Below are 13379 nucleotides of genomic sequence, written 5' to 3' on the forward strand. Positions count from 1 at the left end.
GTCGGGTTACAGACCGGCGGCGGCGCGCAGCTTCTCGGCCCGGTCGGTGTTCTCCCACGGCAGGTCGATGTCGGTGCGGCCGAAGTGCCCGTACGCGGCGGTCTGTGCGTAGATCGGCCGCAGCAGGTCCAGGTCCCGGATGATCGCACCCGGTCGCAGGTCGAACACCTCGGTGATCGCCTGCTGGATCCGTGCCGGGTCGGTCTTCTCGGTGCCGAACGTCTCGACGAACAGTCCCACCGGGGCGGCCTTGCCGATGGCGTAGGCCACCTGCACCTCGAGCCGGCCGGCCAGGCCCGCGGCCACGGCGGTCTTGGCGACCCACCGCATCGCGTAGGCGGCCGAGCGGTCCACCTTCGACGGGTCCTTGCCCGAGAACGCGCCGCCGCCGTGCCGGGCCATGCCGCCGTAGGTGTCGACGATGATCTTGCGGCCGGTCAGGCCCGCATCCCCCATCGGGCCGCCGAGCACGAACGACCCGGACGGGTTCACCAGCAACCGCAGGCCGGTGGTGTCCAGGCCCGCGAGGCTCGGGTCCGCCAGCACCGCCTCGACGACGTGGGTACGCAGGTCCGGGGTGAGCAGGTTGTTCAGGTCGATGTCCGCCGCGTGCTGGGTGGAGATCACCACGGTGTCCAAGCGGACCGGGCGGTCGCCGTCGTACTCGATGGTGACCTGGGTCTTGCCGTCCGGCCGCAGGTACGGCAGCACCCCGCTCTTGCGGACCTCGGTGAGCCGGCGCGAGAGCCGGTGCGCCAGCGCGATCGGCAGCGGCATCAGTTCCGGGGTGTCCGAGCAGGCGTAGCCGAACATCAGGCCCTGGTCGCCGGCGCCCTGCCGGGCCACCTCGTCGTCGGTGAGCACCCCGGTGCGGGCCTCGTGCGAGACGTCGACGCCGCCGGCGATCTCCGGGGACTGCGCGCCGATGGCGATGTTGACCCCGCAGGAGTTGCCGTCGAAACCCTTCGAGGACGAGTCGTAGCCGATCTCGAGGACCCGGTCGCGCACGATCTTCGGGATGTCCGCGTAGGCCGAGGTGGTGACCTCCCCGACCACGTGCACCTGCCCGGTGGTCACGAGGGTCTCGACCGCGACGCGGGCGCGGGGGTCTTCGGTGAGCAGCGCGTCGAGGACGGAGTCGCTGATCGCGTCACAGATCTTGTCCGGGTGTCCCTCCGTCACGGACTCACTGGTGAAAAGCCGACCGCCGGTCTTGCTCACGGAACTCCCTCTCGACTGGTTGTGTCTAGCTCGAACGATATGGGCGACGCTACTGTTCCGGCCGCGCCGACGCGAGACTTTCGCTCACGGGCGCGCCCCCGACGTCACGGGCGCGCCGCCCCCGACGTCACGGGCGCGCCGCTGCCAGGGTCACGACCGGTCCTGCGCCAGCAGCGGGCGCAGTGCGTCGAGGACGCGGCTGGCCATCAGCGCCTTGGAGCCGTGCGCGAGGGCGGTCTCGGAACCGTCTGCCGCCAGCAGCCACCCGTCGTTGTGGTCGACCTCGAACGCCTTCCCGTCGCCGACGGCGTTGACCACCAGCAGATCGCAGCCCTTGCGGGCCAGTTTGGCGCGGGCGTGGGTGAGGACGTCGCCCTCGGCGTCGCCGGTCTCGGCGGCGAAACCGACGATGACGGTGCTCGCCGGCAGCGTGCCCTCGGTGCGGGCGGCGACCAGCCCGGCGAGAATGTCCTCGTTCTTGGTCAGCGCGATCGCCTCCGGCTCGCCCGCGCCCTTCTTGATCTTGCTGGTGGCGAAGGTGCTCGGCCGGAAGTCGGCGACGGCGGCGGACATGACGACCGCGTCCGCACCGGCGGCATGCTTGGTGACCGCGGCCTGCATCTGGGCGGCGGTCTGGACCTGCACCACCTCCACCGCGGCGGGATCGGCCAGCCCGGCCACCGCCCCGGCGACGAGGGTGACGTCGGCGCCGCGCTGGGCGGCGAGCCGGGCGAGGGCATAGCCCTGCTTGCCGGAGCTGCGGTTGCCGAGGAACCGCACCGGGTCCAGCGGTTCGCGGGTGCCGCCGGCGGAGACGACGATGCGCCGCCCGGTCAGATCCCGCGGCAACGCGTCCGGTCGTTCGAGCAGCAGCGACGCCAGTCCGAAGATCTCCTCGGGTTCGGGGAGCCGGCCGGCGCCGGTGTCGTGCCCGGTGAGCCGGCCGGAGGCGGGCTCGACGACGACGGCGCCGCGGCGGCGCAGCGTGGCGACGTTGTCCACCGTCGCCGGGTGTTCCCACATCTCGGTGTGCATCGCAGGCGCGAACACGACCGGGCACCGCGCGGTGAGCAGCGTGGCGGTGAGCAGGTCGTCGGCACGGCCGTGGGCGGCGCGGGCCATCAGGTCGGCGGTGGCGGGGGCGACGACCACCAGGTCGGCCTCCTGTCCGAGCCGCACGTGCGGAACCTGCGGCACGTCGGCGAACACGCCGGTGTGCACGGGGTTGCCGGACAGGGCCTCGAAGGTGGCGCGGCCGACGAACTCGAGCGCCGAGTCCGTCGGGATGACCCGCACGTGGTGTCCACTTTCGGTGAACGCCCGGATCAGCGCGCAGGCCTTGTAGGCGGCGATGCCGCCACCGACGCCGACGACGATGCGGCGGCGTTGCGCGAATTCCGAGTGGTCCGCGGTGCCCGCGGCGCGCTGGCTCACTCGCCTTCGGCGTGCTCGAGCAGGTCTGCGTGGATCTCCCGCAGCGCGATCGACAGCGGCTTCTCCTGCAGGCCGGGCTCGACGAGCGGGCCGACGTACTCGAGGATGCCGTCGCCGAGCTGGTTGTAGTAGTCGTTGATCTGCCGGGCACGCTTGGCTGCGTAGATCACCAGCGCGTACTTCGAGGAGGTGCGCTCGAGCAGCTCGTCGATGGGCGGGTTGGTGATGCCCAGCGGGGTGTCGTAGGCCGGCAGGTCGTGGCCGGCGGTGTCGGACACGGCTGCTTGGGTGCTGCTCACTCGGTGTTCTCCTGTGTCGTTCCGGAGCTCTGGTGGGGCCCGGGATTCGGGTTCGAGGCGGGGAAGGTCGTGATCGGCTGCGGACGGTCGGGGCGATCGTCGCGGGGACCGACCAACAAGGATACCAATTCGTCGCAGGCGCGGTCGACGTCCTCGTTGACGATCACCGTGTCGAACTCGTCGCGGGCGTCGAGTTCGGTCCGGGCGGTCTCGAGCCGGCGGCGGACCACCTCGTCCGATTCGGTGCCGCGGCCGGTGAGGCGGGCGACCAGCACATCCCAGCTCGGCGGCGCCAGGAAGGCCAGCACGGCCTCCGGCATGGCGGCGCGCACGGAGCGGGCGCCGGTCAGGTCCACCTCGACGAGCACGGGGCGTCCCGAGGCGAGCGCGTCCCGCACGGGACCGGCGGGGGTGCCCGAGCGTTGCAGCCCGCCGTGGATCTCGGCCCACTCGAGCAGGTCCCCGGACTCGATCATCCGATCGAACTCGTCGCGGCTGACGAAGTGGTAGTCCACCCCGTTCACCTCGCCGGGCCGGGGGTCGCGGGTGGTGGCCGACACGCTGAACAGCAGGTCGGGCACCCGGCTGCGGAGCCGGCGGACAACGGTGGACTTCCCGACGGCGGAGGGGCCGGCCAGCACCACCAGCCGGCCCCTCCGCGTCGTGGAACCGCTGTCCGACACGGTGTGTGCGTCAGCTACCACCGGTCGCTCAGGCGTCGAAGTCGAACCTGGCGAGCAGCGCCTTGCGCTGACGGTCGCCCAGGCCGCGCAGGCGGCGCGTCGGGGCGATCTCGAGTTCGGTCATGATCTCCTGCGCCTTGACCTTGCCGACCTTCGGCAGGGCCTCGAGCAGGGCGGACACCTTCATCTTGCCGAGGATCTCGTCGTTCTCGGCATCGGCCAGGACCTGCTTGAGGTCGGTGCCGCCGCGCTTCAGGCGGTCCTTGAGCTCAGCCCGGGCGCGACGGGCAGCAGCCGCCTTCTCCAGAGCAGCGGCGCGCTGCTCGTCGGTCAGCTGGGGAAGGGCCACGGTTCCTCCGTCTCATCGTTGGCAATCAGTCTCATCCGCCGGTTAACCAGCGGCGATAGCGACCGTACTCACGCCGGACGACGATTGCGAACCCACCCCCCGGCGTTTCGGCTCGAAAACACGTGCGGTAGTGCGCCCGCAGCGTGGCCCGCGGGCGGGTCCGGCCCGGGGACGTAGGCACCGCCCCTCACCTCGGCGAACCCGGCATCGCCGCAGGTAGCGGCGTTGTGGATGGCAGTTCGGCCCGGCGCGGGTGCCGGTCTGCGGGCCGGCGCCGGCGCCGGCGCGTCCACGCCGGAAACGGCCCGGAAAAATTTCCGCGCACGAGCGTGTCGGGGGGCTCCCACCTGCACCGGAACGGACATCCGGCCCGGAGCCGGGAGCCGGATCCGGGCCGGATGTCCGGGGCCGTCAGGCCCGCAGGAAGGCGAACGCGTCCACGGTGCGGGACACGGCGTCGCGCAGCGCCGCGGGCGTCGGGCCCGCCCGCAGCACCTCGCGGGAGACGTTGGGCACGACGGCGTCGAGGCGGTCGCCCGCCAGCCGGCGCACGTCCTCCGCGGTGCCGCCCTGGGCGCCCACCCCGGGCATCAGGATCGGGCCGTGCAGCGCGCTCAGGTCCGGTGCCCGGGTGAGGGTCGCGCCCACGACGACGCCGACGGAGCCGAGCGTGTCGGCGCCGGCGTTGCGGGCCGCGGCCTCGTCGACCATCACCTGCGCGACGCTGCGCCCGTCGGCGGTGCGCGCCTGCTGCACCTGGGCGCCCTCGGGGTTGGAGGTGGCGGCGAGGACGAACACCCCGCGCCCGTCGACGGCGAGGCGCAGCGCGGGCTCGAGCGCGCCGAACCCCAGGTACGGCGAGACGGTGACCGCGTCGGAGCCCAGCGGGGACGCATCGGTCAGCCACGTGCGGGCGTACGCGTCCATCGTCGAGCCGATGTCGCCGCGCTTGGCGTCCGCAAGGACGAGGGTGCCGGCGCCGCGCAGGGCCGTCACGGTGCGCTCGAGCACCGCGATGCCCGCGGCACCGAACGCCTCGAAGAACGCGACCTGCGGCTTGACGAGGGCCACCCGCCCGGCGAACGCGTCGACACACGTCCCGGCGAACCGCTCGAGGCCCGCGACGTCGACCGGCAGCCCCCACGCCGCGAGCAGTTCCGGGTGCGGGTCGATGCCCACACACAGCGGCCCGCGCTCGGCGAGGGCCGCGTGCAGACGCTGCCCGAACGTCGTCACGACGCCGTGTCCGCGAGTCCGTCGCGCAGCCCTCCGACGCCGCCGGACGCCCCGGCGTCCTCGCGGAGGCTGCCCTGGTCCTCCCGGAGCCCGGCGTGCATCTCCTGCAGGGAACGGACCCCGATGTCGCCACGGATGGCGGCCTCGATGCCCTGCACGGCCGCGGAGGCACCCTGCACGGTCGTGATGCACGGGATGTTCGCGGCGACGGCCGCGGTGCGGATCTCGTAGCCGTCGATGCGCGGCCCGGAGTTGCCCCACGGGGTGTTGATCACCATGTCGACCTCACCGGCGCGGATCTTCTCGACGATGGTGTGGGCCCCCTCGGGCCGTTCCTCCTCCGACACCTTGTACACGTGCTCGCACGGGATGCCGTTGCGGCGCAGCACCTCCGCGGTGCCGATGGTGGCGAGCACCCGGAAGCCGAGGTCGGCGAGCCGCTTGACGGGGAAGATCAGCGACCGCTTGTCCTTGTTGGCGACCGAGACGAACACCGAGCCGGAGGTGGGCAGCGAACCGTAGGCGGCGGTCTGGCTCTTGGCGAACGCGGTGCCGAAGTCGTCGTCGATGCCCATGACCTCGCCGGTGGACTTCATCTCCGGGCTGAGCAGCGAGTCGATGCCGGTGCCGTCGGCGCGGCGGAACCGGTTGAACGGCAGCACCGCCTCCTTCACCGCGACCGGGGCGTCGACCGGGGCGTGCCCGCCGTCGCCGTGGGCGGGCAGGATGCCCTCGGCGCGCAGGTCGGCGATGCTCTCGCCCATCATGACCCGCGCGCAGGCCTTGGCGAGCTGCACGGCGGTGGCCTTCGAGACGAACGGCACGGTGCGGGAGGCACGCGGGTTGGCCTCGAGCACGTAGAGGACGTCGTCCTTGAGGGCGTACTGCACGTTGAGCAGGCCCTTGACGCCGATACCGTGCGCGAGGGCCTCGGTGGAGCGGCGCACGTTCTCGAGGTCGGACCGCCCGAGGGTGATCGGCGGCAGCGCGCACGACGAGTCGCCGGAGTGGATGCCGGCCTCCTCGATGTGCTCCATGATGCCGCCGATGTAGACGTCGGTGCCGTCGCACAGGGCGTCGACGTCGATCTCGACCGCGTCGTCGAGGAAGCGGTCGACCAGCACGGGCCGGTCCTCGGAGATCTCGGTGGCGCGGGAGATGTAGCTCTCGAGCGCGTTCTCGTCGTAGACGATCTCCATGCCGCGCCCGCCGAGGACGTAGGACGGACGGACCAGCACCGGATAGCCGATGCCGGCGGCGATGTCGCGGGCGCCCTCGAAGGTGGTGGCGGTGCCGAACTTCGGGGCCGGCAGGCCCGCCTCGGTGAGCACCCGGCCGAACTCGCCGCGGTCCTCGGCCAGGTCGATGGCCTCGGGGCTGGTGCCCACGATCGGCACCCCGGCGGCCTTCAACCGTCGCGCGAGCCCGAGCGGGGTCTGGCCGCCGAGCTGGACGATGACCCCGGCGACGGTGCCGGACTGCGACTCGGCCCGGTACACCTCGAAGACGTCCTCGAAGGTGAGCGGCTCGAAGTAGAGACGGTCGGCGGTGTCGTAGTCGGTCGAGACCGTCTCGGGGTTGCAGTTGACCATGACGGTTTCGTAGCCGGCCTGCGACAGGGTCAGGGCGGCGTGCACGCACGAGTAGTCGAACTCGATGCCCTGACCGATGCGGTTGGGGCCCGAGCCGAGGATGAGCACCTTCGGCCGCTCGCGCTGCTCGGCGACCTCGGTCTCGGCGTCCGGGTCGAGTTCGTACGTCGAGTAGTGGTACGGGGTCTTGGCCTCGAACTCGGCGGCGCAGGTGTCGACGGTCTTGTACACCGGATGCACGCCGAGCTGCTCGCGCAGGGCCCGCACCGCGTCCTCGTCGCCGAGTTCGGGGCGCAGCGCCGCGATCTGCCGGTCGGAGAAGCCGTGGTGCTTGGAAAAGCGCAGTTCCCGCTCCCCGAACGTCTCGGCGGCGCGCACCGTCTCCCCCAGCTCGACGATCTGCTGGATCTGATCGAGGAACCACGGGTCGATCTTGGTGGCGTCGAACAGCTGCTCGACGGTGGCGCCGAGCTCGAAGGCCTTGGCGATGCCGTAGAAGCGGCCGTCGTGCGGGACCTCGAGCTCGCCGAGGAGGGTGCCGAGATCGGCCGCCTCGACCTCGGGGCCGGTCCAGAACCCGGAACGCTTGGTTTCGAGGGACCGCAGGACCTTGCCGAAGGCCTCGGTGAAGTTGCGGCCGATCGACATGGCCTCGCCGACCGACTTCATGGTGGTGGTGAGGGTGCCGTCGGCGCCGGGGAACTTCTCGAACGCGAAGCGCGGAGCCTTGACGACGACGTAGTCGAGCGTCGGCTCGAAGCAGGCCGGCGTCTCCTTGGTGATGTCGTTGACGATCTCGTCGAGGGTGTAGCCGATGGCGAGCTTGGCGGCCATCTTCGCGATCGGGTAGCCGGTGGCCTTCGAGGCCAGCGCGGACGACCGCGACACCCGCGGGTTCATCTCGATCACCACGAGACGACCGTCGCGCGGGTCCATCGCGAACTGGATGTTGCAGCCGCCGGTGTCGACGCCGACCTCGCGCAGGATCGCGATCGACAGGTCGCGCATCTTCTGGTATTCGCGGTCGGTCAGGGTCATGGCGGGGGCGACGGTGACCGAGTCGCCGGTGTGCACGCCCACCGGGTCGACGTTCTCGATGGAGCAGACGATCACGACGTTGTCGCGGCCGTCGCGCATGAGCTCGAGCTCGTACTCCTTCCAGCCGAGGATGGACTCCTCGATGAGCACGTTCGCGGTGGGCGACGCGGCGAGGCCGCCGCCGGCGATGCGCTCGAGGTCGGCCTCGTCGTAGGCCATGCCGGAGCCGAGGCCGCCCATGGTGAACGACGGGCGCACCACGACGGGGTAGCCGAGCTCGGCAACGGTGTCGCGCACCTCGTCCATCGTGTAGCAGACCCGCGAGCGCGCGGACTCGCCGCCGCACTTGGCGACGATGTCCTTGAACTTCTGCCGGTCCTCGCCGCGCTGGATGGCGTCGAAGTCGGCGCCGATCAGCTCGACGTCGTACTTGGCGAGGATGCCCTGCTCGTGCAGGGCGACGGCGGTGTTGAGCGCGGTCTGCCCGCCGAGGGTGGCGAGCACCGCGTCGATCGGGGTGCCCTTCGCCTGCTCGGCGGCGATGACCTTCTCGACGAACTCGGCGGTGATGGGCTCGACGTAGGTGGAGTCGGCGAACTCCGGGTCGGTCATGATCGTGGCCGGGTTGGAGTTGACGAGGGAGACCCGCAGGCCTTCCTCGCGCAGCACGCGGCACGCCTGGGTGCCGGAGTAGTCGAACTCGCAGGCCTGGCCGATGACGATCGGGCCGGAGCCGATGACGAGGATGTGGGAGAGGTCGGTACGGCGTGGCATCTAGTTCTTCTCTCCCTCGAGCATGCTGGTGAACCGGTCGAACAGGTAGGAGGCGTCGTGCGGGCCGGCCGCCGCCTCGGGGTGGTACTGCACGGAGAAGGCGGACCCGTCGAGCAGGCGCACGCCCTCGACGGCGCCGTCGTTGGCGCAGGTGTGGCTGATCACGGCCCGGCCGAACGGGGTGTCGAACTCCTGGCCCGCCTCGCCCTCGAGCGCGAAGCCGTGGTTCTGGGCGGTGATCGCGATCCGCCCGGTCTCGTGTTCGATGACCGGGATGTTGATGCCGCGGTGCCCGAACTTCATCTTGTAGGTGCCCAGACCGAGGGCGCGGCCGAGGATCTGGTTGCCGAAGCAGATGCCGAACAGCGGCAGTCCCTGCCCGAGCACTTCCTGGGTCAGGTGCACCGCGCCGTCCGCGGTGGCCGGATCCCCGGGACCGTTCGAGAGGAAGACGCCGTCGGCCTTCAGGTCCAGGATGTCGTGCAGCGTCGCGGTGGAGGGCAGCACGTGCACGCGCATGCCGCGCTCGGCGAACATCCGCGGGGTGTTGGTCTTGATGCCGAGGTCGATCGCGGCGACGGTGAAGCGGGCCTCGCCGTCGGGCTCGACGACGTAGCCGCTGGTGGTGGTGACCTCGCCGGCGAGGTCGGCGCCGAGCATCGACGGCTGGCTCCGGACCCGGTCGAGCAGCTCGGCGTCGTCGGCGAGGGCGTCGCCGGAGAAGACACCCGCCCGCATCGAGCCGCGGGTGCGCAGATGCCGCACCAGGGCGCGGGTGTCGATCCCGGCGATGCCGACGATGTTCTGCCGCTCGAGTTCGTCCTGCAGGGAGCCGGCCGCGCGCCAGCTCGAGGTGCGGCGCGACGGGTCGCGCACGACGTACCCGGCGACCCAGATCTTCGCGCCGGCGGGGTCACCGGTGGGGCCGACGGACTCGTTGTCCTCGGCGTTCCACCCGGTGTTGCCGATCTGCGGGGCCGTGGACACCACGATCTGCCGGTGGTAGCTGGGGTCGGTGAGGGTCTCCTGGTAGCCGGTCATGCCGGTGCTGAACACCGCCTCGCCGAGGGTCTGGCCCACCGCACCGAAGACGGTGCCGCGGAACGTGCGACCGTCCTCGAGCACCAGTATCGCGGTGTCCGTGTCGAAGTTGTTGCCGCTCATGCGTTCTCTCCGTTCTGCTCGACCTCACCGGAGCTCGCCGCATCAGCCGAAATCTCGCGTGCCGTCGTCGCTGTACCAGCCGTCCAGGCTGTCGTCCTAGCTGTCACTGTCCCGGTGATTCTCGTTCGTCTCCTGCACCCACTGGGGGTAGATGGTCTTGTCGTCGCCGCGGAATCCGGTGTCGATCTCGGTGCCGGACGGCAGCTGCCAGCGGATCACCAGCACCCCGTCCTTGGTCATCACCTTTCCCGCGAGGCCACGTTCGGTGCGCACCGCTCGGATCGAGTCCTGCGGGATCCAGATCGGCGAGGCGCCGTCCCGTTCGAGCAGCACCCCGGCGCGGTAGCGGCTGATCTCGCCGGCCGCGCGGTGGCCCAGGTCGCCGACGGCGATCCGGTCCTGCCAGCTCGGCGCGAGGGTACTGCCCACGTACAGGCCGGTGCTCGGGGCCACCAGCTGCTCCCCCAGCTCGGCCGGCACCGGCGGGAGGGCACCGACGGCCTCGGCCTGGCGGCGGCCGCGGCCGCGCCAGCCCTTCCACATCAGCAGGACCAGCACCACCCACAGGGCGACGAAGCCGAGCGTGAGCCACAGGCGGTCCATCACCGCACCCCGCTTCCGGTGCCGGGCCGGACCGCTCCGTCGAGTGCGGTGATGCGGCCGCGCAGCACGGTCGCAACGACCTTGCCGGGCAGCGTCATCGCCTCGTACGGCGTGTTGTGCGCCACCGAGGCCAGCTCCGGTCCGCGCACCGTCCATTCGGCGTCGGGGTCGACGAGCACCACGTTGGCGGGCTCGCCCACCTCGAGCGGGCGCCCCTGGTCGTCGAGGCCGACGATCTCGGCGGGCCGTTCGCTCATCACCTTCGCGACGCCGCGCCAGTCCAGCAGCCCGGGACGGACCATCGTCTCGACGACGATCGACAGGGCCGTCTCGAGCCCCAGCATGCCGGGCCGGGCCTGCGAGAACTCGCAACACTTGTCCTGCTCGGCGTGCGGGGCGTGGTCGGTGGCGATGCAGTCGAGCACGCCCTCGGCCAGTCCGCGGCGCAGCGCCTCGACGTCGGAACGCTCGCGCAGCGGCGGGTTGACCCGGTTGATGCCGTCGTAGGTCTCGAGCCGCGAATCGTCGAGCATCAGATGATGCGGGGTCACCTCGGCGGTAATCGGGATCCCTTGTGCCTTGGCCCATTTCACCAGTTCGACGGTGCCGGCGGTGGAGGCGTGGCAGATGTGCACGCGGGCCCCGGCGTCCCGGGCGAGCAGGGCGTCGCGCGCGACGATCGACTCCTCGGCCGCGCGCGGCCAGCCGGCCAGCCCGAGACGCGCCGCGGTGGGCCCCTCGTGCGCGACGGCCCCGGCGGTCAGCCGCGGCTCCTCCGCGTGCTGGGCGATGAGCACCCCGAGCGAACTCGAGTACTCCAGCGCCCGCCGCATGATCAGCGGATCGTGGACGCAGTGCCCGTCGTCGGAGAACATCCGGACGCGGCCGACGCCGGCGGCCATGGTGCCCATCTCGGCGAGCTGCGTGCCGGCGAGCCCGACGGTGACGGCACCCACGGGGTGCACATCGACGAGGCCGACCTCCTGCCCCCGTCGCCACACGTGGTCGGTGACGACGACGGAGTCCGCGACGGGGTCGGTGTTGGCCATCGCGAACACCGCGGTGTAGCCGCCGAGCGCCGCGGCCGCGGATCCGGTGTCGATGGTCTCGGTGTCCTCGCGGCCGGGCTCGCGCAGATGCGTGTGCAGGTCGACGAAGCCGGGCAGCAGGATCCGTCCGGCGCCGTCGATCACCTCGGCGTCGGGGCTCGCCTCGAGGTCGGGGCCGAGGGCGAGGATCTGTTCGTCGCCGAGCAGCACGTCGGTCGGCGCACCCTCCCCGTAGACGAGCACGTTGCGGATGAGCACCTGCGGCGACACCGAATCTTCTCCTGTCCCACTGTTCTTCGTCTTCTGCGCGGACGTCCGGTCCGCATACGCGTCGGTCATGCGATTGCGCTCTCCGTGCCGACGAGCAGCCGGAACAGCACGGCCATGCGCACGTGCACGCCGTTGCTCACCTGCTGCAGCACCGCGGTCTGCGGGGCGTCGGCGACCGCGGAGGCGATCTCCATGCCGCGCAGCATCGGGCCGGGGTGCAGCACCACGGCGTGCTCGGCGAGCATCGCCAGCCGCTTCTCCGACAACCCGTAGCCGATCGAGTACTCGCGCGCCGACGGGAAGAACCCGCCGTTCATGCGTTCGGCCTGCACCCGCAGCATGAGCACCGCGTCGAGGCCGGGCAGTTCGGCGTCGAGGGAATGGGAGACGGTGACGGGCCAGGTCTCGACGCCCACCGGCAGCAACGTGCGCGGCGCGACGAGCACCACCTCGGCCCCGAGCGTGGACAGCAGCAGGGCGTTGGAGCGCGCGACCCGGCTGTGCAGGATGTCGCCCACGATCGCGATGCGCCGGCCGGCGATCGATCCGAGCCGCTGCCGGAGGGTGAGCGCGTCGAGCAGGGCCTGCGTGGGGTGTTCGTGGGTGCCGTCGCCGGCGTTGATCACCACCGGTCCCCCGCCGTCGCCGTCGCCGGTCCATTCGGCGATCCGGTGCGCGGCGCCCGACGCGGGGTGCCGCACGATCAGGGCGTCGGCGCCGGCGGCGTGCAGGGTCAGCGCGGTGTCGCGCAGCGATTCGCCCTTGGCGACCGACGAACTCGACGCGCTGACGTTGATGACGTCGGCGCTCATCCACTTGCCGGCGACCTCGAACGAGACCCGGGTGCGGGTGGAGTTCTCGAAGAACACCGTCATCACGGTGCGGCCGCGCAGGGTCGGCAGCTTGCGCACCTCACGGCCGAGCAGTGCCTGCTCGAACCGTTCGGCCTCGTCGAGAAGCTCGGTCGCGGACTGCTCGGTCAGGTCCGCGATGGAGAGCAGGTGCTTCACGAAATCTTGCCTCCGGAGATCACCACGGCGTCGCGGTCGTCCTGCTCGGTGAGCAGGACCCGCACGTCCTCGGCGCGGGCGGTGGGGACATTCTTGCCGACGTAGTCGGCGCGCAGCGGCAGTTCGCGGTGCCCGCGGTCGACCAGGACGGCGAGCTGCACCGCGCGGGGCCGGCCCAGGTCGCGCAGGGCGTCGAGGGCGGCGCGCACCGAGCGACCCGAGAACAGGACGTCGTCGACGAGGACGACGAGGGCGTCCTCGACGCCGCCCTCGGGCACCGATGTGCGCTCGAGCGGCCGGTGCGGCTTGGTGCGCAGGTCGTCGCGGTAGAGGGTGATGTCCAGGGAGCCGACGGGCACGCGCACCCCGGAGAACTCGGCGATGCGTTCGGCGAGCCGGTGCGCGAGGGTGGTGCCGCGGGTGGGAATGCCGACGAGGACGACGCGGGGGGCTTCACCCGCGGGGGCGTCGAGCGCGGTCTTCTCGATGATCTGGTGCGCGATGCGGGCGACGGTGCGACCGACGTCGGCTGCGGAGAGCAATTCGCGGGCCGGACCGGGCGGGGATGCCGGTGACCCGTCTTCGGACATGGCCATACTGCGACCTCCTTCTCCGCCTCGCTGGACGGATCGTTAAAGGATGCCTGACGGTGCTCCA

12 protein-coding genes are annotated in these 13379 nt (G+C 71.6%); all 12 read right to left on the reverse strand.

All coding sequences use genetic code 11. The annotated features are described in order from the left end of the window. Positions 1 to 6 precede the first annotated feature (6 nt). Positions 7 to 1221, reverse strand: a complete 1215-nt coding sequence (gene metK, locus RR3_RS10590; RefSeq protein WP_017682101.1) for a methionine adenosyltransferase — start codon at positions 1219 to 1221, stop codon at positions 7 to 9. A gap of 150 nt (positions 1222 to 1371) precedes the next feature. Continuing rightward, positions 1372 to 2655 carry a bifunctional phosphopantothenoylcysteine decarboxylase/phosphopantothenate--cysteine ligase CoaBC gene (gene coaBC / locus RR3_RS10595; protein ID WP_010595124.1) on the reverse strand — a complete coding sequence of 428 codons (1284 nt, stop codon included), beginning with the start codon at positions 2653 to 2655 and terminating at the stop codon, positions 1372 to 1374. Then, positions 2652 to 2954 (reverse strand): DNA-directed RNA polymerase subunit omega, encoded by a 303-nt coding sequence (gene rpoZ, locus RR3_RS10600; protein ID WP_003935406.1) that lies wholly within the window; start codon positions 2952 to 2954, stop codon positions 2652 to 2654. Before rpoZ ends, coaBC begins: the two co-directional genes overlap by 4 nt. Then, entirely contained in the window at positions 2951 to 3598 is a 648-nt protein-coding gene (gene gmk, locus RR3_RS10605) for a guanylate kinase (RefSeq protein WP_010595125.1), read from the reverse strand. The genes rpoZ and gmk overlap by 4 nt, the downstream gene beginning before the upstream one ends. Positions 3599 to 3665: 67 nt before the next feature. Then, positions 3666 to 3986 (reverse strand): integration host factor, actinobacterial type, encoded by a 321-nt coding sequence (gene mihF / locus RR3_RS10610; protein WP_003935409.1) that lies wholly within the window; start codon positions 3984 to 3986, stop codon positions 3666 to 3668. A gap of 411 nt (positions 3987 to 4397) precedes the next feature. Next, positions 4398 to 5222, reverse strand: coding sequence for an orotidine-5'-phosphate decarboxylase (gene pyrF, locus RR3_RS10615; protein WP_010595126.1), 825 nt, complete (start codon positions 5220 to 5222; stop codon positions 4398 to 4400). Further along, complete coding sequence (gene carB, locus RR3_RS10620; RefSeq protein ID WP_017682102.1) at positions 5219 to 8626, reverse strand: carbamoyl-phosphate synthase large subunit; 3408 nt, start codon at positions 8624 to 8626, stop codon at positions 5219 to 5221. The genes pyrF and carB overlap by 4 nt, the downstream gene beginning before the upstream one ends. Beyond that, positions 8627 to 9790, reverse strand: a complete 1164-nt coding sequence (carA, locus tag RR3_RS10625) for a glutamine-hydrolyzing carbamoyl-phosphate synthase small subunit (RefSeq protein ID WP_017682103.1) — start codon at positions 9788 to 9790, stop codon at positions 8627 to 8629. A gap of 96 nt (positions 9791 to 9886) precedes the next feature. Beyond that, complete coding sequence (locus RR3_RS10630; RefSeq protein WP_017682104.1) at positions 9887 to 10393, reverse strand: PH-like domain-containing protein; 507 nt, start codon at positions 10391 to 10393, stop codon at positions 9887 to 9889. After that, entirely contained in the window at positions 10393 to 11712 is a 1320-nt protein-coding gene (locus RR3_RS10635) for a dihydroorotase (RefSeq protein ID WP_010595130.1), read from the reverse strand. The genes RR3_RS10630 and RR3_RS10635 overlap by 1 nt, the downstream gene beginning before the upstream one ends. A gap of 65 nt (positions 11713 to 11777) precedes the next feature. Next, on the reverse strand, positions 11778 to 12722 hold the full coding sequence (locus RR3_RS10640) for an aspartate carbamoyltransferase catalytic subunit (RefSeq protein ID WP_017682105.1): 945 nt from the start codon (positions 12720 to 12722) through the stop codon (positions 11778 to 11780). Next, on the reverse strand, positions 12719 to 13318 hold the full coding sequence (gene pyrR, locus RR3_RS10645) for a bifunctional pyr operon transcriptional regulator/uracil phosphoribosyltransferase PyrR (RefSeq protein ID WP_010595132.1): 600 nt from the start codon (positions 13316 to 13318) through the stop codon (positions 12719 to 12721). Before pyrR ends, RR3_RS10640 begins: the two co-directional genes overlap by 4 nt. Positions 13319 to 13379 lie beyond the last annotated feature (61 nt).

Source organism: Rhodococcus ruber NBRC 15591, from assembly GCF_001894945.1.
Lineage (GTDB): Bacteria > Actinomycetota > Actinomycetes > Mycobacteriales > Mycobacteriaceae > Rhodococcus > Rhodococcus ruber.

Bases quoted from the DNA above. Each gene is read 5' to 3' on its own strand.
- RR3_RS10630 (WP_017682104.1), bottom strand. From the start codon at position 10,393: ATGGACCGCCTGTGGCTCACGCTCGGCTTCGTCGCCCTGTGGGTGGTG.
- carA (WP_017682103.1), bottom strand. From the start codon at position 9,790: ATGAGCGGCAACAACTTCGACACGGACACCGCGATACTGGTGCTCGAG.
- carB (WP_017682102.1), bottom strand. From the start codon at position 8,626: ATGCCACGCCGTACCGACCTCTCCCACATCCTCGTCATCGGCTCCGGC.
- pyrR (WP_010595132.1), bottom strand. From the start codon at position 13,318: ATGGCCATGTCCGAAGACGGGTCACCGGCATCCCCGCCCGGTCCGGCC.